Origin of the sequence: Pseudomonas sp. BR20, from assembly GCF_050780135.1 — a bacterium.
Classification (GTDB): Bacteria; Pseudomonadota; Gammaproteobacteria; order Pseudomonadales; family Pseudomonadaceae; genus Aquipseudomonas.
The window spans coordinates 3,847,613-3,869,189 of record NZ_CP172012.1 but is presented as its reverse complement, the minus strand read 5'-3'; the positions used below and the strand labels follow the sequence as shown (position 1 = coordinate 3,869,189).

The window sequence follows — 21,577 nt, the reverse complement described above, 5'->3', positions numbered from 1 at the left end:
CTCATTCCAACCCAAGCACATGGACGGCCCAGAGGCCGCCATCGGGGACAAGTCGAATCGTCGCACCGCCCCTCCCACATTTAGCGCGGGGCATCAGTTAGAGAGTCATCAGCTCCCGAGCCGCCACGGGAGCAAACCCCCACCCCACATTTGATGCTCAGCGACGACGGAACAGCGGCAGCGGTTCGTCCGTAGCCGCCTGGTACGTCACCGAGAAGTCCTTGAGGCTTTCCAGCGCTTCGTACGGGTCTTTGTCGGCGCGCAAGGCGAAGGCATCGAACCCGCAACGGCGCAGGTAGAACAGCTGGTCGCGCAACACGTCGCCAATCGCCCGCAGCTCGCCTTTGTAACCGTAGCGGTCACGCAGCAGGCGTGCGTTGGAGTAGTTGCGACCGTCGGTGAAGGCCGGGAAGTTCAGGGCGATGACCTGGAAGTGTTCCACGTCTGCGCCGATCTCCTCGGCTTCTTCATCGGCGTCCAGCCACACACCCAGGCCGCCGTCGCGAGCCTTGAGGGCGTGGCCATGTTCGCGCCACAGCGCCAGCGGCACGATCAGGTCGTCGCAGTTGGAAATGCCGTCGAAGCTCGCGTCCTTGGGCAGCAGGTGCCAGGTTTCGTCGAGGACTTCGTTGTTCTTAATGATTCGCTGCATAGACGCGCTCCTTGAACAGGTCAATGCCGATGCGCTGGTAGGTGTCGATGAAACGCTCATCTTCGGTGCGCTGTTCGATGTACACGTCGATCAGCTTGCCGATCACCTCGGGCATGGCTTCCTGGGCGAAGGATGGGCCAAGGATCTTGCCCAGGCTCGCATCGCGGCTGGCGCTGCCACCCAGGGACACTTGGTAGAATTCTTCGCCTTTCTTGTCCACGCCCAGGATGCCGATGTGGCCGACGTGGTGGTGACCACAGGCGTTCATGCAACCGGAGATGTTCAGGTCCAGCTCGCCGATGTCGAACAGGTAATCCAGGTCGTCGAAACGGCGCTGGATCGATTCGGCAATCGGGATCGACTTGGCGTTGGCCAGGGAGCAGAAGTCGCCGCCCGGGCAGCAGATGATGTCGGTCAACAGGCCGATGTTCGGCGTGGCGAAACCGCCTTCGCGCAGCTCGCCCCACAGGGTGAACAGTTGGCTCTGCTCAACGTCCGCGAGAATGATGTTCTGCTCGTGGGAGGTACGCAGCTGGCCGAAGCTGTAGCGCTCGGCCAGGTCGGCGACGGCGTCCAGCTGCTTGTCGGTGATGTCGCCCGGTGCCACACCGGTGGGTTTCAGCGACAGGGTCACCGCCACATAGCCCGGCTTTTTGTGCGCCAGGGTATTGCGGGTGCGCCAGCGGGCAAAGCCTGGGTGCTGCTGGTCGAGCGCTGCGAGCTCGGCGTCCTGATTGCTCAGGGCCTTGTACTCAGGATCGACGAAGTGCTTGGCCACACGGTGCACTTCGGCTTCGGTCAGGGTGGTCTGGCCGCCGCGCAGGTGCTCCATCTCGGCATCGACTTTCTGGGCGAACACCTCAGGGGTCAGCGCCTTGACGAGGATCTTGATCCGCGCCTTGTACTTGTTGTCACGACGGCCGTAGCGGTTGTAGACCCGCAGGATGGCGTCGAGGTAGCTCAACAGGTCCTGCCATGGCAGGAACTCGTTGATGAAAGCACCGACCACCGGGGTACGGCCCAGGCCGCCGCCCACCAGGACACGGAAACCCAGCTCGCCGGCCGCGTTGTACACCGGCTCCAGGCCGATATCGTGTACTTCGATGGCTGCACGGTCCGAGCTCGAGCCATTGATGGCGATCTTGAACTTGCGGGGCAGGTAGGCGAACTCGGGGTGGAAGGTGGTCCATTGACGGACGATTTCACACCACGGGCGTGGGTCGATCAGCTCGTCGGCGGCAACTCCGGCGAATTGGTCGGTGGTCACGTTGCGCAGGCAGTTACCGCTGGTCTGAATGGCGTGCATCTGCACGGTGGCCAGTTCAGCCAGGATATCCGGCACATCTTCCAGGGCCGGCCAGTTGAACTGCACGTTCTGGCGGGTACTGATGTGGGCATAGCCTTTGTCGAAGTCGCGGGCAATCTTGGCCATCATGCGGGTCTGGCGCGAAGTCAGTTGGCCATAAGGCACGGCCACCCGCAGCATCGGCGCAAAGCGCTGAACATAAAGGCCATTTTGCAGGCGCAGAGGGCGGAACTCTTCTTCGCTCAGTTCACCTGCTAGGTAGCGTCGGGTCTGATCACGGAACTGCTTGACGCGGTCCTCGATGATGCGCTGATCGTATTCGTCGTATACGTACATATAGGTCCTGTTCTCGGCAAATCTGCGCGCACGGCCGCGCACTCCCAACGGAGCCGGCGCACGATACCAGTTTGCGTTTATGCGCAAAAGTGATGTTTGAGTATATGCACATAACCAAAATGACTAATGAGAAGGGTTATCGTGATACCCACATTTGTCATGCGGGCAATCGTGAACTTTACTGTGAGCGTGTTTGAGTGCAATCACCTATAAAACCGACAAGAGGCGATGCAATGAGCAATCCGACAAAAGCCCGTAAACCTGACAGTACCGTCGATGCCTGGGCCATTCTGTTCTTGATCATTCTGGTGGTGGGAACGGCCGTATTCTGGGTCAGCCACCAATAAAGGACGTTGATTGAGCCTCGATTGGTTCAGGCATTGCCACTATCATGGCGGCCTATTTTCGAGGCTCAAGCATCCATGTTGAAGGTGTTGATTACGTGTGTCTGGTTGCTGGGATCGACGTATGGGGTGATGGCTCATGCAACGTCGGTGGTGTTTCTCAATCCGGGCATGTCGACGGAAACCTTCTGGGTCAGCTACACGCAATTCATGCAGGCCGCCGCCAAGGACCTCGGCCTGGACTTGCGTGTGCTTTATGGCGAGCGTAGTGCCGACAACACGCTGCTCCAGGCGCGTGAGGTGCTGCAAGGCAGCCAGCGGCCTGATTACCTGGTGCTGGTGAATGAGCAATACGTTGCACCGCAGATCCTGCGCATGGCCGAGGGCAGTGGCGTCAAGCTGCTGGTGGTGAACAGCGCGCTGACCCCCGACCAGGTGCAATTGCTGGGAACCCGCCGTGGCATTCGTTTGATCGGCAGTCTGGTCGCTGACGATGAACAGGCTGGCTACCTGATGCTCCGCGACTTGCTGCGCCAGCACGGCCCGGTTGGCCCCGGCCAATCCCTCGATCTGCTGGCCTTCTCCGGCGTCAAGACCACGCCGGTCGCGCAACTGCGTGAGCGAGGCATGCGGCGGGCGCTGGCCGAGCATCCCGAGGTGCGCCTGCGTCAGTTGGTCTACGGTGAGTGGAGCCGCGAACGCGCCTTTGAGCAAGCGACTCAGATGTTCAAACGCTACCCGCAGACGGCGCTGGTGTGGTCGGCCAACGATCAGATGGCGTTGGGTGCCATGCAGGCGCTGCAGGGCAGTGGGCGGTTACCGGGCAAGGATGTCCTGTTCAGCGCACTCAACAGTTCGCCGGAGATCTTACAGGCGCGATTGGACGGACGCTTGTCGTCCCTGGTCGCCGGGCATTTCACCGTCGGCGGCTGGGCCATGGTATTGATTCATGATGATGCCAAGGGCCTGGACATTGGCGCATACGGCGGGCGCGACCGTCAGTTGGCGTTGTTCCAATTGATCGATGCCGGCCAGGCGCGGCGCTTGTTGGGGCCGACACCGTCGGTGAATTTTCGCGCGCTGTCCGCCCAGGGTAAGCCGGTGTCCTATCGTTACCCGTTCAGCCTGCACCTGTTACTGCGCTAGACGCCGGCCAGGTGCAGCACCAGCTTGACGATGCCGAACAGCGTCAAGGCGAACACCGCCGTGAACAGAATGCCCAGGATCACGAAGTGGCTGGGCTTGCCGTGGGTGAAGTCCCGCGCGCGATTCTTGCCGCTCTGCACGCCAAAGGCGGCGGCCATGACGCTGTGGAGCATCTGCCAGAAGGTCGGCGGCTTGTTGTTGACTGGATCGTCCATACATCCCTCGACACAAGGTGTGTGAGGGACAGCATAGACAATCCAGGCCGGCTTAGTTGTCGTAACCCAGGTTCGGCGCCAGCCAGCGCTCGGTCACGGCCAGGTCCTGGCCCTTGCGCGCGGTGTAGCTGGTTACCTGGTCCTTGTCGACCTTGCCCACGGCAAAGTACTGCGCCTGCGGGTGGGCGAAGTACCAGCCGCTGACCGCCGCCGCCGGGAACATCGCGTAATGCTCGGTGAGGAACACTCCGCTGCGCCCGGCGTGCATTTCGCGGGCCTCGGGGTCGAGCAGTTGGAACAACTGGGCTTTCTCGGTGTGATCCGGGCATGCCGGGTAACCGGGGGCAGGGCGGATGCCGCTGTATTGCTCCTTGATCAGCGCCTCGTTGTCCAGTTGCTCGTCCTTGGCGTAGCCCCAGTGTTCCTTACGCACCTGCTGGTGCAGCCACTCGGCACAGGCCTCGGCCAGGCGGTCGGCCAGGGCCTTGACCATGATCGAGTTGTAGTCGTCGCCGGCGTCCTGGTAAGCCTTGGCCACTTCTTCGGCGCCGATGCCGGCGGTGGTGATGAAACCACCGATGTAGTCGGTCACGCCGCTGTCTTTTGGTGCCACGAAGTCGGCCAGGGAGAAGTTCGGCTTGCCGTCGGTCTTGATGATCTGCTGGCGCAGGTGATGCAGCCTGGCAATCGGCTGGCTGTCTTCACCGTAGACTTCCAGGTCATCGTCCTGCACCTGGTTGGTCGGCCAGAAACCGAACACCGCACGGGCGCTGATGAGTTTTTCGTCGATCAGCTTCCTGAGCATTTCCTGGGCGTCGGCGTACAGCGCGGTGGCGGCTTCACCCACCACTTCATCGGTAAGGATGCGCGGGAACTTTCCGGCCAGGTCCCAGGAGATAAAGAACGGGGTCCAGTCGATGTACTCGGCAAGGACGTTGAGGTCGATATTGTCCAGCACCCGGGAACCGGTGAAGGTGGGCTTGACCGGCGCGTAGGTGCTCCAGTCGAACTGCGGCTTCTTGGCGATGGCCGCCGGGTAGCTCAGGCGTTCGGTGCGCGCACTGCGGTTGGAGGTGCGCTCACGGACATCGATGTATTCCAGGCGGGTCTTCTCGACGAAGCCGGCCTTCAATTCCTTGGACAGCAGCTGCGTGGCCACCCCCACCGCGCGGGAGGCGTCGGTGACGTAGATCACTGCATCGTTGCTGTACTTGGGCTCGATCTTCACCGCCGTGTGCGCCTTGGAGGTGGTCGCGCCGCCGATCATCAGTGGCAGGTGGAAGTCCTGCCGTTGCATCTCGCGGGCCACATGCACCATCTCGTCCAGGGACGGCGTGATCAGGCCGGACAGCCCGATAATGTCGCACTTCTGCTCCTTGGCCACCTGCAGGATCTTCTCGGCCGGCACCATCACGCCGAGGTCGACGATGTCATAGCCGTTGCAACCGAGCACCACGCCGACGATGTTCTTGCCGATGTCATGCACGTCGCCTTTCACCGTGGCCATCAGGATCTTGCCCTTGGCTTCCGGCTTGTCGCCTTTTTCCAGCTCGATGAACGGGATCAAGTGGGCCACGGCCTGCTTCATCACACGGGCGGATTTCACCACCTGGGGCAGGAACATTTTGCCGGCGCCGAACAGGTCGCCGACGATGTTCATGCCGGACATCAACGGGCCTTCGATCACTTCGATCGGACGCGCGAACGACTGCCGCGATTCTTCGGTGTCTTCGACGATATGGGTGGTGATGCCCTTGACCAGTGCGTGTTCCAGGCGCTTGTTGACCGGCCAGCCGCGCCATTCTTCGGTCTCGGCCTCTTTTACGCTGCCGTCGCCCTTGTACTTGTCGGCGATGGCGAGGAGGGCGTCGGTGCCTTCCGGGGTGCGGTTGAGGACTACATCTTCCACGGCATCGCGCAGCTCGGCCGGGATCTGGTCGTAGATCTCCAACTGGCCGGCGTTGACGATACCCATGGTCAGGCCGTTGCGGATCGCATACAGCAGGAACACCGAGTGGATCGCCTCACGCACCGGGTTATTGCCGCGGAACGAGAACGACACGTTGGACACCCCGCCGGAGGTCAGCGCGTACGGCAGCTCGTCGCGGATATAGGCGCAGGCGTTGATGAAGTCGACGGCGTAGTTGTTGTGTTCTTCGATACCGGTGGCGACCGCGAAGATGTTCGGGTCGAAGATGATGTCTTCCGGCGGGAAGCCGACTTCATTCACCAGGATGTCGTAGGAGCGTTTGCAGATTTCCTTCTTGCGCGCTTCGGTGTCGGCCTGGCCGGCTTCGTCGAAGGCCATCACCACCACGGCGGCGCCGTAGCGCTTGCACAGCTTGGCGTGATGGATGAACTGCTCGACGCCTTCCTTCATGCTGATGGAGTTGACGATGCCCTTGCCCTGGATGCACTTGAGGCCGGCTTCGATCACTTCCCACTTGGAGGAGTCGATCATGATCGGTACGCGGGAGATGTCCGGCTCGCCGGCAATCAGATTGAGGAAGGTCACCATGGCCTTCTTCGAATCGAGCATGCCCTCGTCCATGTTGATGTCGATCACCTGGGCGCCGGCTTCCACCTGTTGCAGGGCGACTTCCAGGGCTTCGGTGTAGTTGTCTTCACGGATCAGGCGGGCGAAACGCGCAGAACCGGTGATGTTGGTACGCTCGCCGACGTTGACGAACAACGAACTGCGATCAATCGTGAACGGCTCCAGGCCCGACAGGCGGCAGGCCTTGGGGATGTCCGGGATCGGGCGCGGCGCGTAGCCGGCCACGGCCTTGGCGATGGCTTCAATATGGCCCGGAGTGGTGCCGCAGCAGCCGCCGACGATATTGAGGAAGCCGCTCTGGGCGAACTCTTCGATGACCTTGGCGGTTTCCGACGGCAGTTCGTCGTATTCGCCGAACTCGTTGGGCAAGCCGGCGTTCGGGTGCGCAGACACGTGGGTGTTGGCTTTGTTGGACAGCTCTTCCAGGTAAGGGCGCAGCTCGCTGGCGCCGAGGGCGCAGTTCAGGCCCACGGAAATCGGCTTGGCGTGGGCGACCGAGTTCCAGAAGGCTTCAGTGGTCTGGCCCGACAAGGTACGGCCGGAGGCGTCGGTGATGGTGCCGGAGATCATGATCGGCAATTCGATGCCGAGCGCTTCGAACACACCCTGCACGGCGAAGATCGCGGCCTTGGCGTTGAGGGTGTCGAAGATGGTCTCGATCAGGATCAGGTCGGCGCCGCCCTCGATCAGGCCTTTGGTGGCCTCGGTGTAGTTCTCCACCAGTTCATCGAAGGTGACGTTGCGGTAGCCGGGGTTGTTCACATCGGGCGACAGCGAGCAGGTGCGGCTGGTCGGGCCGAGGACGCCGGCAACGAAGCGCGGCTTGGCCGGGTTCTCGGCCGTCTTGGCATCGGCGATCTTGCGTGCCAGGCGTGCGCCTTCGACGTTCAGTTCATAGGCCAGCTCTTCCATGCCGTAGTCGGCCATGGAGATACGGGTGGCGTTGAAGGTGTTGGTCTCGAGGATGTCGGCACCGGCGTCCAGGTAGGCCTTCTCGATTCCGCCGATCACGTCCGGGCGGGTGAGCACCAGCAGGTCGTTGTTGCCCTTGACGTCGCTCGGCCAGTCGGCGAAGCGCTTGCCGCGGTAGTCGTGTTCTTCCAGTTTATAGCTCTGGATCATCGTGCCCATGCCGCCGTCGAGGATCAGGATGCGTTCCTTGAGGGCGTGGTGAAGGGCTTGCAGACGAGCGCTACGATCGGACATGGGACTACTCTGGTCAGGCATTACGGAGGGCGTGGATCATAACAAACCTGTGCGGATTTGCGGCATGCCCAGGTTTTGCATGAATATCGCTCATGTTGAGAGGGGGCATGGCCCGGTAGAATCACCGCGACTTATAAATCGCACGTATTGAATCGGGACCGGATACATGTCACTTCGTCTTATCGTCAGCGCCGTCCTGGCCTTGATAGCCAGTACCGCGTTGGCGGAAGGTCCCCCTCAGGCGATCTCTTATACGCGCGACGTTCAACCCATCTTCACCGAGAAGTGCGTGGCTTGCCATGCGTGCTACGACTCGGCCTGCCAATTGAACCTGGGCAGTGCCGAGGGTGCGACGCGGGGCGCCAGTAAGGTGCCGGTCTACGACGGCGAACGTAGCCAGGCGACCAAGCCGTCCCGCCTGTTCTATGACGCATTCGGCAAAGCTGCCTGGCAGCGCGAAGGCTTCAGCTCAGTACTTGACGCCCAAGGCAGCCAAGCTGCGCTGATGGCGAGCATGCTCGAACTCGGTCATCGCCGCGCGCCGTTGCAACCCAACGCCAAATTGCCCGCTGATATTGTGCTGGGCCTTAACCGCGAGAATATGTGCCCGTTGCCGGGAGAGTTCGACGCTTACGCCGGTGCTCACCCCAATGAAGGCATGCCTCTGGCCGTAACTGGCTTGAGCGACCAGCAATACCAGACGCTGCAACGCTGGCTGGCCTCCGGTGCACCGATTGACGAGCAAGGTGTGGCCCCCAGTGCCCAGGAAGCCGCGCAGGTGCTGCAATGGGAAAACCTGTTCAATGCCCCCGGCGCCCGGGAAAGCCTGGTGGCCCGTTGGCTGTTCGAGCATTTGTTTATTGCGCACCTCTATTTCGAAGGCGGTGAGCCGGGGCATTTCTTCCAGTGGGTGCGCTCGCGTACCCCCAGCGGCCAGCCGATTGACCTGATCAACACCCGTCGTCCCAATGACGATCCCGGCACCCGCGTGTACTACCGCCTGTGGCCCGTACAAGGGGTGATCGTCCACAAGACTCACATCACATACCCCCTCAGCGCAGAGAAAATGGCGCGGATCAAAGCCTTGTTCTACAGCGGTGACTGGCAGGCGAGCGCCTTGCCGGGCTATGGCCCCGGCCGTCGGGCCAATCCTTTCGAGACATTCGAGGCGATTCCCGCCCATGCGCGCTACCAGTTCATGCTGGATAACGCCGAGTACTTCGTGCGCACGTTTATTCGCGGGCCGGTGTGTCGCGGGCAAATTGCCACGGATGTGATCCGCGACAATTTCTGGGCGCTGTTCCAGGCGCCCGACCACGACCTGTACATCACCGATGCTCGCTATCGCGGCCAGGCCACGCCGTTGCTGGCGATGCCAGGGCAGAATGACGACGTGGGCAGTGTGCTCAGCCTGTGGCTCAAGTACCGTGATAAGCGCAACCAGTACGAAGCGCTGCGGCGGGACAGCTATGCCGAGCTGCCGGCGCCCAGTTGGTCGACGCTATGGGTCGGCAACGACAACGCGCTGTTAAGCATCTTTCGCCACTTTGACAGCGCCTCGGTCAATAAAGGCCTGATCGGTGAAGTCCCGCAGACGATGTGGTTGTTCGACTTTCCATTGCTCGAACGCACCTATTACCAGTTGGTGGTCAACTTCGACGTGTTCGGCAACGTATCGCATCAGGCCCAGACCCGCCTGTACTTCGACCTGATCCGCAACGGCGCCGAGCAGAACTTCCTGCGCCTGATGCCCGCCGATAGCCGCGACGCCTTTATGGATGATTGGTACCAGAACAGCGGCAAGATCAAGCTGTGGCTGGACTATGAGGCGATCGATGACGATAAGCCCACCGGCCTGCATCTGGATGAAAGAGACCCGAAGCGTGACTTTGCCAACCAATTGCTTACCCGCTACGGCTACCTGAACGCCAGCCCGGACCCGATCAACCGTTGCGCCGGGGCGTACTGCTCGCGTGATGGCATCGACCCGGCGTTGCAGGATGCGGAGCAGGCGCTCAGCCGCCTGACCTCGCGCCCGGCGGCGGGGCTCAAGGTGATCGATCAGTTGCCCGAAGCCACGATGCTGCGCATCGAAACCGCCAGCGGCCAGCGTGTGGTGTACAGCCTGCTGCGCAACCGCGCTCACAGTAACGTGGCCTTCCTGCTCGGTGAGGCCTACCGTTATCAGCCGGGCTTGGACACGCTGACCCTCTATCCGGGCGTGCTCAGCAGCTACCCGAACTTCATGTTCAATATTCCGGCACAGGAAGTGCCGGAGTTCGTGGCTGAAATGGAGCGGGCCAAGGACGCCAAGCGCTTTGAAAAAATCGTCGATCGCTGGGGCGTGCGCCGTAGCCATCCGTTGTTCTGGCAGTATTTCCACGATTTGTCCCAGTACATCCGCGAAAACACGCCAGTGGAAGAGGGGGTGCTGGATATGAACCGTTATGAAAACCTCTGACTGGGGCGAGAGTCTTTTCCGACAAAATTACTAGGACTTTGTACCTGCGTAATATTTTGGCGTAAACTGCCGGCAAGCCTGTGAGGAGTTTCCATGACTGCCATAACCATTACCGACGCCGCCCACGATTACCTGGCTGACCTGCTGTCGAAGCAGAACACCCCGGGTATCGGCATCCGCGTCTTTATCACCCAGCCTGGCACCCAGTACGCCGAGACGTGCATCGCCTACTGCAAGCCCGGTGAAGAGAAACCTGAAGACACCGCCCTGGGGCTGAAAAGCTTCACCGCGTATATCGACAACTTCAGCGAAGCCTTCCTGGACGATGCCGTGGTCGACTACGCCACCGACCGTATGGGCGGCCAGTTGACCATCAAGGCGCCCAACGCCAAGGTGCCGAACGTCAACGCCGACAGCCCGGTCAACGAGCGTATCAACTACTACCTGCAAACCGAGATCAACCCGGGGCTGGCCAGCCACGGCGGTCAGGTCAGCTTGATCGACGTCGTCGATGACGGCATCGCCGTATTGAAGTTCGGCGGCGGCTGCCAGGGCTGTGGCCAGGCGGACGTGACCCTGCGTGAAGGCATTGAGCGCACTTTGCTGGAGCGCATTCCGGAGCTCAAGGGCGTCCGTGACGTGACAGACCACACGCAGAAAGAAAACGCCTACTACTGAGTAAGGCGTTCACTGCGAACATAAAAAACGGCGCCCGTGAGCGCCGTTTTTTTATGCTTTTAATTCAAGCTCTTACACCATCTATCTAACAATAAAGATCAAGTGTGGGAGGGGGCTTGCTCCCGATAGCGGTGCCTCAGTCGTCTCATGAGGAAGCTGACACACCGCTATCGGGAGCAAGCCCTCTCCCACATTTTTTGTGTTTATTCAGTTTAATCAATGTTTTATTGGTTATTCGTGAAGTAAATAATCAAGGTCGATAAAGGTGCGCATGCCCGGCCCGATACAGTGATGACTCACTGAAACTGTCACTGGCCAGCACCCGGCCCACCACGATCAGCGCCGTACGCCGAAAGCCCTTGGCGGCGACTTTGTCGGCAACATCGCTGAGTGTGCCAACCACCCAATCCTGATCCGGCCATGTCGCCCGGTGCACCACCGCAATCGGGCAGTCCGCGCCATAGTGTGGCAGCAGTTCGGCGACGATCTTCTCCAGATGATTGACCCCCAGGTGAATCGCCATGGTCGTGCCATGCCGGGCCAGGCTGTCGAACTCTTCCCCGGCCGGCATGCTGGTTTTATCGGCGTAGCGGGTCAGGATCACGCTTTGGGCGATGTCCGGCAGGGTCAGTTCCGTTTCCAGCAACGCGGCGCAGGCTGCCACCGCCGTTACTCCGGGAATGATCTGGAAAGGGATGCCCAACTCACGCAAGTAACGGATCTGCTCGCCAATCGCGCCATACAGGCTCGGGTCGCCGGAGTGCACGCGGGCCACATCCTGGCCGTTGGCGTGGGCGGTGTTGATCAGTTCGATGATCTGTTCCAGGTGCAGTTCGGCGCTGTTGACCACCTGTTGCGCCTGATGTCCTTCCAGCACCGCCGCCGGCACCAGCGAGCCGGCATAGATGATCACCGGGCAACTGCGGATCAGGCGTTGGCCTTTGACGGTGATCAATTCCGGATCGCCGGGGCCGGCGCCGATGAAGTAGACGGTCATGGAGAATTCCTGTGCAAAAGCGGGCGAGCATGAAGATTGCTCATGATCGGGAAGGGCGATTATCGGGATTTTAGCTGGCGCAGGCCAATGCAAAGGTGGCCTGGGCGGTTTTCTGGCGAGTGATCAACAAGCGGGCAGGACCGCCGCAGAGCTGTTCGGCCAGGGCCAGGGCAGCGCTTTCCGCGATGCCATAACAGCCGGTATGGGCAAAGGCGACGTTGGATTTGTGGCTCAGCCGGTCTTCATACGCCGCCAGTTGCGCGGCGCTGAAGCACTGCAACGGCAGATTGAGCAAGCGGGCCAGGGCGAGCAACCCAGGCTCGTCCTGTTTACGGTCGATGCTGGCCAGTGCCGTGACACGCTGGCGCTCAATCCCGCCATTGGCGAGGGCGCTGTCAAACAGGCCCAGCAGGGTGTCTACATCACAACCCCGCTGGCAACCCAGGCCGACCACCAGGGTCATGCCGAGTATTGGTCGTCGCGGTTGCGGCGGAACAGCCAGGCACTGATCAGGCCGAGCGCCAGCCAGAACGCCACGTTGGTCAACTGCGAAGCGATCTTGAACTGCGCTTCGAGGGCTTCCGGCGCCAGCATGGAATGGGTTTCCGGCTGCGGCGCGCCGATCACATGCGGCACCACCAGGATCGCCACGCCTAGGACTTTCAGCAGCCAGTTGCGCCCAAACACGATCAGGGCAATACCGGCCGCCGTCGAGGCAGCGGTGCCGATCCACCAGATTTGCCGTTGCGCCAGGTCAGCGGCGGCAGTGCCCGGCAGCTCCGGTGGCAGGCCCAGGGTGGGCGCCAGTACAAAGGTGGCGTAACCGGCCAGGCCCCAGAGCAAGCCTTGGGCCGTACGGGTAGGGGCGCGCAGGGTATAGAGGCCGGCGAGCATCAGGGCGAAGCCGACGGCGACCACGAGGTTGCCGCCGGTGGTCGACAGCACGCGTTGCCAGCCGTCTGCCGGCTCCCAGGCTTCGGCGTCGTGGGTGTGCGCGGCGGCGCCCGCGGCGTGCTCATGCACGACTTCAGTCGCGGCTGGGGCCTTTTCAAAGGTTTCCGCCTGAAGAATCAGCGGCGCGACCCAGAAGCTTTGCAGCAAGGTCAGCAGCAGGGCGGCCAGCAAGCCGGTGAACCCTGCGGTTTGCGCAATACGCTTGATCATGTCGGCAGACCTCAGTGGCACGGGAACGCGGCGCTGTGGCGGGTATCGTGGGCCGCGTTGTGCACCGCCTCGATATGCGAGAAGCCGGCAAAATACACCAGGCACGCGCCGAGGATCGACGCACCGATGGCGGCGGTCAGGCGTTGGCTGAGGGTGGCGGAGCTGCTGGCGGTGTGCGAGGTGCTGCTGATGATCGACATGGCGCGTCCCTTTCAGGTGTCAGGGTGAAACGAGCGCATGCAAACCCCGCGAGCCAGGCACGCAGGGTTTTAACAGCGCCCGCCCACCGCGGGTTTGTTATTCGATGTTATTCGGGCCGGTCTCCGGGCTTGCGAGGGACACTGGGTCTATAAAGCGTCGCCTTCCCATGCCATACAGGCACAGTGGATCTGACGCTTCACTCGCTTACCGTTGCGGGGGCAGCACCGGACTCGTCATAACGCTATGACTCACCGGTTTCCCGTTTCACCCTGTGAAGGGCACCCGAAACAAGATGTGTAGGAGAGCATGGGCCGGGGACGGTAGTCAAATGCGGCGAGCCCCTGTAGCCTTGCACCTTCGAGGTTCTTCGGCCCAGGCCGAAGCTAAGAAGGGAACGCGGTCCAAGCCGCGGCTGCCCCCGCAACTGTGAAGGGTTTATCTGACTGCCACGCCACTGCCATTACGGCGGGAAGGCGCAGTCAGCGCCGGTCGCAAGACCCGCAAGCCCCAAGCCAGGAGACCTGCCTCGTCACCGATTTTCCAATTCAACCGGGCGGGGTGATCCGGTGACGAAATCTGCTGCTGCGCGCCGCCGCAGGGCCTATCGTCCCGTATGCCCGCCCCAAAGGGCATCCGATGAAAACACTGGCCAAACTCCCCGTCACCATCGTTACCGGCTTCCTCGGCTCGGGCAAAACCACCTTGCTGCGCCATATGCTCGACAACGCCCAGGGCCGTCGCATTGCGGTGATCGTCAACGAGTTCGGCGAGCTGGGCATCGACGGTGAGATCCTCAAGCAGTGCTCCATCGGTTGCACCGAAGAAGAGGCCAACGGCCGCGTGTACGAGCTGGCCAACGGCTGCCTGTGCTGCACGGTGCAGGAAGAGTTCTTCCCGGTGATGCGCGAACTGGTCGCCCGTCGCGGCGACCTCGACCATATCCTTATCGAAACCTCGGGCCTGGCCCTGCCAAAACCGTTGGTACAGGCCTTCCAGTGGCCGGAAATCCGCAGCGCCTGCACGGTTGATGCCGTCATCACCGTGGTCGACAGCCCGGCCGTGGCCGCCGGCACCTTTGCCGCGTTCCCGGACCAGGTCGATGCCCAGCGCAAACTCGACCCGAACCTGGACCATGAATCGCCGCTGCACGAGCTGTTTGCCGACCAACTGGCCAGCGCCGACCTGGTGATCCTCAACAAATCCGACCTGATCAGCGCCGAAGACCTGGCCCGTGTACGCCTGGAAGTCGCCGAAGAACTGCCGCCGGCTGTGAAGGTCATCGAAGCCAGCAGCGGTCGCCTGCCGTTGGATGTATTGATCGGTCTCGGCGCGGGTTCCGAAGAACATATCGACGGTCGCCATAGCCACCACGATCATCACCACGATGGTGAAGACGATCATGATCACGATGCCTTCGATTCCATCTCCATCGACCTGCCCCAAGCCGACGAGGCGCTGCTGCTCGACGCCCTGACCCAATTGGTGGTTCAGCACGGCATCCTGCGCGTCAAAGGCTTCGCCGCCATCCCGAACAAACCGATGCGCCTGCTGATCCAGGGCGTGGGCACGCGTTTCGACAAGCACTTCGACCGTGCCTGGGGCGCCGACGAAGCGCGCATCACACGGCTGGTGCTGATCGGCCAGGAGCTGGACGCGGCGGGCCTCGAAGCGCAACTGCGCGCCGCCCTCAGCGTTTAACCCATGCACCTGCTCAGGACTCAGCCCGGTGGTTTCGTCGCGGACGACAATATTGCCGACCTTGGCCAAACCCCCGCCGAACTGGTGATTCTGTGCAGCGGCGATTCCAGCCTGGCGCTGCTGGCCGAAGCGGCCCAGCAGTTGCCGGAGGACTACCCCAGCCTGCGCCTGGCCAACCCGATGCAGGTGCAGAACCATGCCTCGGTCGACCTGTATGTAGACGAAGTGCTGCGCCACGCCAAGGTCATCCTGATTTCGCTGCATGGCGGCATCGGTTACTGGCGCTACGGCATCGAGCGTCTGGTGGAGCTGGCCGCGCGCGGCGTCACCCTGATCCTGGTGCCGGGGGATGATCGCCCGGACCCGGAACTCAGCGGCCTGAGCACGGTGAATGCCGAACAGCGCGACCGCCTGTGGCGCTTCCTTCGTCAGGGTGGTTTGGGCAATGCCCTGGACTTCTATCGCTGCCTGGCCAGCGGCTACCTGGGACGCGACTATGCCTGGGCCGAGCCGCAAACCCTGCCGCGCACGGCGATTTATCACCCGCATAAAGCCAACCCTCGTCTCAATGACTGGCAGACCGAGTGGCACGCGGATTGGCCCGTGGCGGCGGTGCTGTTCTACCGCTCGCACCTGCAGGCGGCCAATACCGGTTTTATCGACGTGTTCTGCCAGCGCTTGCAGGCGGCGGGCCTTAACCCGTTGCCGATGGCGGTGGCCAGTTTGAAAGAGCCCGGCTGCCTGACGGTGGTCGAGGACCTGCTGGATGAGGTCGGCGCGGCGGTGATCCTGAACACCACCGGTTTTGCCCAATCCAGCCCCGAGGCCCCGCATCTGCGGCCGTTTCGTCGCAATATCCCGGTGATCCAGGCGATTTGCGCCCAGGATAACCAGCCGGGCTGGCAGGCCAGCGAGCAAGGCCTTGGCCCTCGCGACCTGGCGATGCACATTGCCTTGCCCGAGCTGGACGGGCGGATTATCAGCCGGCCGATCAGCTTCAAGGATCTGGCCTGGCGCAGCGAGCGCAGCCAGTCGGACGTGGTGTGCTACCGCGCAGCGCCCGAGCGCATGGATTTCGTCGCTGAATTGGCGCGCCGTTGGGTCGAACTGGCACGGCTGCCGAATGCGGATAAACGCATTGCCCTGATCCTCGCCAACTACCCGACCCGCGACGGTCGCATCGGCAATGGCGTGGGCCTGGACACCCCGGCCGCCGCGCTGAATATCCTGCGCGCTCTGCAAGCCGCAGGTTATCCGGTGCCGGATCAATTGCCCGAAAGCGGCACTGCGCTGATCCATGATCTGCTCGGCGGCGTCACCAACGATCTCGACAGCCTCGACCTGCGCCCCTGCCATCAAAGCCTGGGCCTGGACGACTACGAGGCGATGTTCCAGCGCTTGCCTGAGTCCAATCGCCAGGCGGTGCTGGAGCGTTGGGGCGCTCCCCACAACGATCCGATGTTCCGCGACGGCCGCCTGATGATCGCCGGACTGCGCCTGGGCCTGACCTTCGTCGGCATCCAGCCGGCCCGGGGTTACCAGGTGGATGCCAGCGCGGTGTACCACGACCCGGACCTGGTGCCGCCCCATGGCTACCTGGCGTTCTACTTCTGGTTGCGCCACACCTACGGCGCCCATGGCGTGATCCATGTGGGCAAGCACGGCAACCTGGAATGGCTGCCAGGCAAGGGCGTTGGGCTCTCGGAAAACTGCTGGCCGGATGCGCTGCTGGGGCCGCTGCCGAACATCTACCCGTTTATCGTCAACGACCCGGGCGAGGGCGCCCAGGCCAAGCGGCGCACCCAGGCGGTGATCATCGACCACCTGATGCCGCCGCTGACCCGCGCCGAAACCTACGGGCCGCTGCGTAATCTGGAGCTATTGGCGGACGAATACTACGAAGCCCAACTGCTCGACCCGCGCCGTGCCCGTGAGCTGCAAAAAGACATTCTCAAGCTGGTTCGCGAAACCCGTATCGACCAGGAGCTTGAACTGGATGGCGAAGCCGATGCTGCGATTTGGCTGCCGCGCCTGGACACCTACCTGTGTGACTTGAAGGAATCGCAGATCCGCGACGGCCTGCATATCTTTGGCGAGTCCCCGCAGGGTCGCTTGCGGATTGACACCCTGCTGGCCTTGCTGCGCATCCCGCGTGGCGATGGCCGTGGCCCGCAATCGAGCCTGCTGCGCGTGTTGGCCAAAGCCTTCGAGTTGGGCTTCGACCCGCTGGACTGCGCCCTGGCTGAGCCCTGGACCGGCCGCCGCCCGGCGGTGTTGCAGACGATCGATACGCAGTTGTGGCGTACCGCTGGTGATACCCGCGAGCGCCTGGAACTGTACGCCGCGCGACTGATCGAGCAGGCATTGGAAGGGCCGCTGGAACAGCTGGAAGAGCCCGGCTGGGAGGATGTGAAGGCGGTGATCGAAAGCCTGCGCATTGTGGTCGCGCCACGCCTGGATGCCTGCGGCCCGGCGGAAATGCACGGCTTGCTGGATGCCCTCGGCGGGCGTTTTGTGCCGGCTGGGCCAAGCGGCGCGCCGAGCCGTGGGCGCCTGGATGTGCTGCCGACCGGGCGCAATTTCTTCACGGTGGATGTGCGTAACCTGCCAACGACCACCGCGTGGCGCATCGGTTTCCAGTCGGCCAACCTGATGCTTGAGCGGCACCTGCAGGACCACGGCGACCACCTGCGCCAGCTCGGCCTGTCGGTGTGGGGTACGGCCACCATGCGCACCGGTGGCGACGACATCGCCCAGGCCATGGCGCTGATGGGCGTACGGCCGGTGTGGGCCACGGGCAGTCAACGGGTGGATGACTTTGAAATCCTGCCAATCAGCCTGTTGGACCGCCCGCGCGTGGACGTCACGCTGCGCGTGTCCGGGTTTTTCCGCGATGCGTTCGCCAACCTGATCCGCCTGTTCGACGCGGCGGTGCAAGCGGTGGCGGCCCTGGATGAGCCGGACGACATGAACCCACTGGCCGCCAAGGTGCGCAGTGAGCGCGCGGCGTTGCTGGCGTCCGGCCTGGATGACGAGGCAGCGGCGAAACAGGCCGGCTGGCGTATCTTCGGGGCCAAGCCCGGTGCCTATGGCGCGGGCGTGCAGGGCGCCATTGACGGGCGTCTGTGGCAAAGCCGCGAGGACTTGGCCGAGGTCTACCTGAACTGGGGCGGCTACGCCTATGGCGGTTCCGATGAAGGCACCGCCGCTCGCGAGCAGTTCGCCCAGCGCCTGAGCCAGGTGCAGGCGGTGTTGCAGAACCAGGATAACCGCGAGCACGACCTGCTCGACTCCAACGACTACTACCAGTTCCAGGGCGGCATGCTCGCTGCCGTGGAAACCCTGAGCGGCGACAAGGCGGTCAGCTACCATGGCGACCACAGCCAGCCGGACCTGCCCAGGATTCGCACCTTGAAGGAAGAGCTGAACCGGGTGATCCGTTCCCGCGCCGCCAACCCCAAGTGGATCGACGGGGTGAAGCGCCACGGCTATAAAGGTGCGTTCGAAATGGCCGCGACCGTGGACAATCTGTTCGCCTTCGACGCCACCACTGAGCTGATTGACGATCATCAATATGCATTGCTCGCCGACGCCTACCTGCTCGACCCTGACACCCGGGCCTTTGTGCAGCAGCACAACCCCGCGGCGCTGCGCGACATGACCGAACGCATGCTGGAGGCCCAGCAGCGAGGCCTGTGGCAGGAGCCGGGGGCGTACCGCGAGGCGTTGGAAAACCTGTTGCTGGATATAGAAGAAGACAGCTGATGACCGATATTCCCCATTTCCCGCTGTCCGCCGTGGTCGGCGCCGACGACCTGAAACTGGCGCTGTGCCTGACCGCCATCGACCCGAAGATCGGTGGCGTGCTGATTGAAGGCCCACGCGGCATGGCCAAATCAACCCTGGCCCGTGGCCTGGCGGACCTGCTGGCCAGCGGGCAGTTCGTCACCTTGCCGCTGGGCGCCACCGAAGAGCGTCTGGTCGGGACCCTGGACCTCGACGCCGCGCTGGGCGAAGGCCGTGCGCAGTTTTCCCCTGGCGTGCTGGCCAAGGCGGACGGCGGCGTGTTGTATGTGGATGAAGTCAACTTGTTGCCTGATCACCTGGTGGACCTGTTGCTCGACGTCGCCGCCAGCGGCACCAACCTGATCGAACGCGACGGCATCTCCCATCGGCATTCGGCGCGTTTTGTGCTGATCGGCACGATGAACCCGGAGGAGGGCGAGTTGCGCCCGCAACTGCTGGACCGCTTCGGTTTCAACGTGGCGCTGAGCGGGCAGACGGTGCCGTCCGAGCGCGGGCAGATCATCCGGCGTCGCCTGGATTTCGACAGCGACCCCGCCGCTTTCTGCTCGCAGTGGAGCGAACAGCAGGCAGCGTTGCGCGAGCGCTGCACCCAGGCGCGGGCGCGGCTGGACGGTATCGAGCTGGATGATCAGGCCTTGGCGCAGATCACCGAGCGTTGCTTTGCCGCAGGTGTCGACGGCTTGCGGGCTGACCTGGTCTGGCTGCGCGGCGCCCGGGCCCACGCGGCGTGGCGGGGCGCGGATAAAATTGCCGAAGAAGACATCGAAGCGGTTGCGGAATTTGCCTTGCGCCACCGTCGCCAGGAGCAATCCCCACCGGCCAGCCCACCCAATCAAGGGCAGTCGCCGACACCCTCGAACACGTCGCCCGGGCAAGGCCAATGGGGCGACATGCCCGCGCCGGCCCTGCCCACAGGCACACGCCGAGACGTGCCCACCTGGCCAAAAAAGCCCTAGGCATTCGCCCCCGACCTGACGCGGGGGCGGATGCCCGCCCCAAGGCTGGGCGACTGGACAACGGCAGGCAGGGCAAGGCACGCAGTGCGCAGCAGGGTTCGATCAACTGGCCGGGCACCTTGCTCGGCGGCCGGCCGCACTCCCGTGAAGACCTGCGCTACCACCTGCGCAGCCGCTCGGCCCATGAGTTGTGGCTGGTGATCGTGGATGCGTCGGCGTCCACCCGACGGCATCGTGCATTAACCGATGCGAAGGGATTGCTCGCCCAGTTGTTTGACGACGCCTACCGGCAACGCGCACGCATGGCGTTGTTGACCGCCAGCGGCCAGGCACCGAAGTGGCAGGTGCAGGGGTTGAAAGCAGCGAAAGGCCTGGCGGGCTGGCTGGATCAGTTGGGTGCAGGCGGTGGTACGCCGTTGCTGGCGGCGCTGACCGAGGCCGGGCATTGGCTGCTGGCGCGGCGCAAGCGTTATCCGGCGGAGCAGCAGCGTGTACTGGTGATCACGGATGGGCGACTCAAGGACATTGCCGAGTTGCCGTTATTGGCGTGTTCAGGGTTGCTGGTGGATATCGAGCGCGGGCCGATCAGGCTGGGGCGGGCCCAGGCGTTGGCGGCGGGGTTGCAGTTGGATTATCGGCATCTCGATGACTTGTAGTGCCGGTACCGTCGCCATCGGGGGCAAGCCCCCTCCCACACTCGACTGCATTCCAAAGGGTGTACTCGGTCAAATGTGGGAGGGGGCTTGCCCTCGATGAGGCACTCACATACACCACACCCTCCATCAGCCAGCCCCCGGCACATTCGGCCAAAGATCCGCCACCAGGAACAACCGCTCGGCTTCCTCCCAATCCTCGCCGTTCTGCACCATGCGCACGAGCAACTGTGCGGGCGCCATCGGATCAAGGTCTGCCAGCCAGGCCTGCATCTGTCCTTCACTCCACACTTCATCCGCCGGGTAGTGCGCCGGCGCCAGCCACGCATGCCGGGGCAACGGTTGCCAGCGACCTGGCGCGCTCGCGCTGACAAAATCCCGCCAATCACGTTGATGCAACCAGCGCCCGCGCAAATGCTGCGGATGGGCGCCGTGGGGCGATTCGGCCAGTCCAGGCCAGGGATAGAGCAAATACCCGCCGAGCCACAGGTGCGCGTCAAACTGCTGAATATCCAGGGCCGCCAACACCTCACGGCTCTCCGCCCGCGCCGAAATCGGCAATTGATGCTGGGCCAGGTGCGCGAGTTTGCGGTCCAGCCGGTCATGGCAGCCTGGGCCCAGCCACTGCGCGGTGTCCCGGCCGTTGCCGTCCTGCGGGCCGAGATAGAGCTTGATCGCCAGTTCCAGGTGGTGCACGCCATCGCGGTCGCGCAGCAGCATGTCCAGCTCGCCCAGGGTGTGCCCGGCACGGCGGATCGGCAGGTTGGCGGCGAGCAATTCCACCCCCGGCGCGTGCTGCACGGCGAACTGCCACAGGCGTTCGTAGTACAGGCCCAGGCGGCGCGTGCGGGACAGGCTCAACCAATGCTGCAAGGCGTGGCTGTCCTGGTCGAGTGCGCGTAGCCAGTGTTCAAGCCGCTCGGGCGCCTGCACCCAGTCGCTGCCCGCCAGTGGGTGGCGCTGCGGCCAAGGTGTTTGCGCGAGCATCGGCGGGGCAAGCATCACCCACGCCAGGTCGCGCACCTCGGGGTGGCGCAGTTGGCGGGGCAGGTTGTGCAAATCCGGGAACACAGTCATGGTCCGAGCATAGCCCTTTAACGGTTGCGCAGGTGGGCGAGAACCGTTGTCATCAAGGCTTCACGGCGACAAAGGATTTTGCCTGAGGCGGCCTTTCGCCCATAATCGTTTCTTTTTTGCCGC

The 21,577-nt window shown here is 63.0% G+C and carries 16 protein-coding genes and 2 riboswitches; of the genes, 7 read left to right on the top strand and 9 right to left on the bottom strand.

Annotated features, from left to right (window positions below; translation table 11 throughout):
• Positions 1–157 precede the first annotated feature (157 nt).
• Both ACHPFG_RS17850 and ACHPFG_RS17845 read right to left on the bottom strand, forming a co-directional pair.
• A complete protein-coding gene (locus tag ACHPFG_RS17850; protein WP_003235539.1) occupies positions 158–652 on the bottom strand; it encodes a DUF934 domain-containing protein in 495 nt (164 codons plus the stop codon).
• Positions 636–2,294 carry a nitrite/sulfite reductase gene (locus ACHPFG_RS17845; RefSeq protein WP_145337275.1) on the bottom strand — a complete coding sequence of 553 codons (1,659 nt, stop codon included), beginning with the start codon at positions 2,292–2,294 and terminating at the stop codon, positions 636–638. The genes ACHPFG_RS17850 and ACHPFG_RS17845 overlap by 17 nt, the downstream gene beginning before the upstream one ends.
• Before the next feature lie 422 nt (positions 2,295–2,716).
• Between ACHPFG_RS17845 and ACHPFG_RS17840 the strand changes: the two genes are divergently transcribed.
• Positions 2,717–3,784 (top strand): ABC transporter substrate-binding protein, encoded by a 1,068-nt coding sequence (locus ACHPFG_RS17840; RefSeq protein WP_431700007.1) that lies wholly within the window; start codon positions 2,717–2,719, stop codon positions 3,782–3,784.
• Here ACHPFG_RS17840 and ACHPFG_RS17835 read toward each other — a convergent pair.
• Together ACHPFG_RS17835 and metH are read right to left on the bottom strand one after the other, a co-directional pair.
• A complete protein-coding gene (locus ACHPFG_RS17835) occupies positions 3,781–3,999 on the bottom strand; it encodes a DUF2970 domain-containing protein (protein ID WP_027606482.1) in 219 nt (72 codons plus the stop codon). The two genes, ACHPFG_RS17840 and ACHPFG_RS17835, sit on opposite strands and share 4 nt — an antisense overlap.
• A 52-nt stretch (positions 4,000–4,051) precedes the next feature.
• Positions 4,052–7,762, bottom strand: a complete 3,711-nt coding sequence (gene metH / locus ACHPFG_RS17830) for a methionine synthase (protein WP_431700006.1) — start codon at positions 7,760–7,762, stop codon at positions 4,052–4,054.
• 166 nt (positions 7,763–7,928) lie between these two features.
• On the opposite strand from metH, the gene ACHPFG_RS17825 reads away from it, so the two are divergent.
• Together ACHPFG_RS17825 and nfuA are read left to right on the top strand one after the other, a co-directional pair.
• Positions 7,929–10,223: a fatty acid cis/trans isomerase gene (locus ACHPFG_RS17825; RefSeq protein WP_431700005.1), complete on the top strand. Its 2,295-nt coding sequence runs from the start codon at positions 7,929–7,931 to the stop codon at positions 10,221–10,223.
• A 93-nt stretch (positions 10,224–10,316) separates the two neighbouring features.
• Positions 10,317–10,901, top strand: coding sequence for a Fe-S biogenesis protein NfuA (nfuA, locus tag ACHPFG_RS17820; RefSeq protein ID WP_027606479.1), 585 nt, complete (start codon positions 10,317–10,319; stop codon positions 10,899–10,901).
• 250 nt (positions 10,902–11,151) lie between these two features.
• Here nfuA and cobM read toward each other — a convergent pair whose 3' ends face one another.
• The 4 genes from cobM to ACHPFG_RS17800 form a co-directional block, all read right to left on the bottom strand.
• Complete coding sequence (cobM, locus tag ACHPFG_RS17815; RefSeq protein ID WP_431700004.1) at positions 11,152–11,898, bottom strand: precorrin-4 C(11)-methyltransferase; 747 nt, start codon at positions 11,896–11,898, stop codon at positions 11,152–11,154.
• A gap of 70 nt (positions 11,899–11,968) precedes the next feature.
• Positions 11,969–12,361, bottom strand: coding sequence for a cobalamin biosynthesis protein (locus ACHPFG_RS17810; RefSeq protein WP_431700003.1), 393 nt, complete (start codon positions 12,359–12,361; stop codon positions 11,969–11,971).
• The gene (locus ACHPFG_RS17805; RefSeq protein WP_431700002.1) at positions 12,358–13,062 is read right to left on the bottom strand and encodes a CbtA family protein; all 705 of its coding nucleotides are present in this window, start codon (positions 13,060–13,062) and stop codon (positions 12,358–12,360) included. The genes ACHPFG_RS17810 and ACHPFG_RS17805 overlap by 4 nt, the downstream gene beginning before the upstream one ends.
• Before the next feature lie 11 nt (positions 13,063–13,073).
• Positions 13,074–13,262, bottom strand: coding sequence for a CbtB domain-containing protein (locus ACHPFG_RS17800; RefSeq protein ID WP_027606475.1), 189 nt, complete (start codon positions 13,260–13,262; stop codon positions 13,074–13,076).
• Positions 13,263–13,359: 97 nt separating this feature from the next.
• Positions 13,360–13,564: riboswitch (cobalamin riboswitch) on the bottom strand.
• A gap of 42 nt (positions 13,565–13,606) precedes the next feature.
• Positions 13,607–13,806, top strand: a riboswitch (cobalamin riboswitch).
• A gap of 93 nt (positions 13,807–13,899) precedes the next feature.
• On the opposite strand from ACHPFG_RS17800, the gene cobW reads away from it, so the two are divergent.
• The 4 genes from cobW to ACHPFG_RS17780 are packed head-to-tail and all read left to right on the top strand — an operon-like array spanning position 13,900 to position 20,380.
• The gene (gene cobW / locus ACHPFG_RS17795; protein WP_131696626.1) at positions 13,900–14,961 is read left to right on the top strand and encodes a cobalamin biosynthesis protein CobW; all 1,062 of its coding nucleotides are present in this window, start codon (positions 13,900–13,902) and stop codon (positions 14,959–14,961) included.
• A 3-nt stretch (positions 14,962–14,964) separates the two neighbouring features.
• Positions 14,965–18,726: a cobaltochelatase subunit CobN gene (cobN, locus tag ACHPFG_RS17790; RefSeq protein ID WP_431700001.1), complete on the top strand. Its 3,762-nt coding sequence runs from the start codon at positions 14,965–14,967 to the stop codon at positions 18,724–18,726.
• Positions 18,726–19,724 (top strand): ATP-binding protein, encoded by a 999-nt coding sequence (locus ACHPFG_RS17785; RefSeq protein WP_431700000.1) that lies wholly within the window; start codon positions 18,726–18,728, stop codon positions 19,722–19,724. Before cobN ends, ACHPFG_RS17785 begins: the two co-directional genes overlap by 1 nt.
• A gap of 53 nt (positions 19,725–19,777) precedes the next feature.
• Positions 19,778–20,380, top strand: coding sequence for a vWA domain-containing protein (locus tag ACHPFG_RS17780; RefSeq protein ID WP_431703488.1), 603 nt, complete (start codon positions 19,778–19,780; stop codon positions 20,378–20,380).
• Positions 20,381–20,506: 126 nt separating this feature from the next.
• On the opposite strand, the gene ACHPFG_RS17775 is transcribed toward ACHPFG_RS17780, so the two are convergent.
• A complete protein-coding gene (locus tag ACHPFG_RS17775) occupies positions 20,507–21,454 on the bottom strand; it encodes a DUF1853 family protein (RefSeq protein ID WP_431699999.1) in 948 nt (315 codons plus the stop codon).
• Positions 21,455–21,577 lie beyond the last annotated feature (123 nt).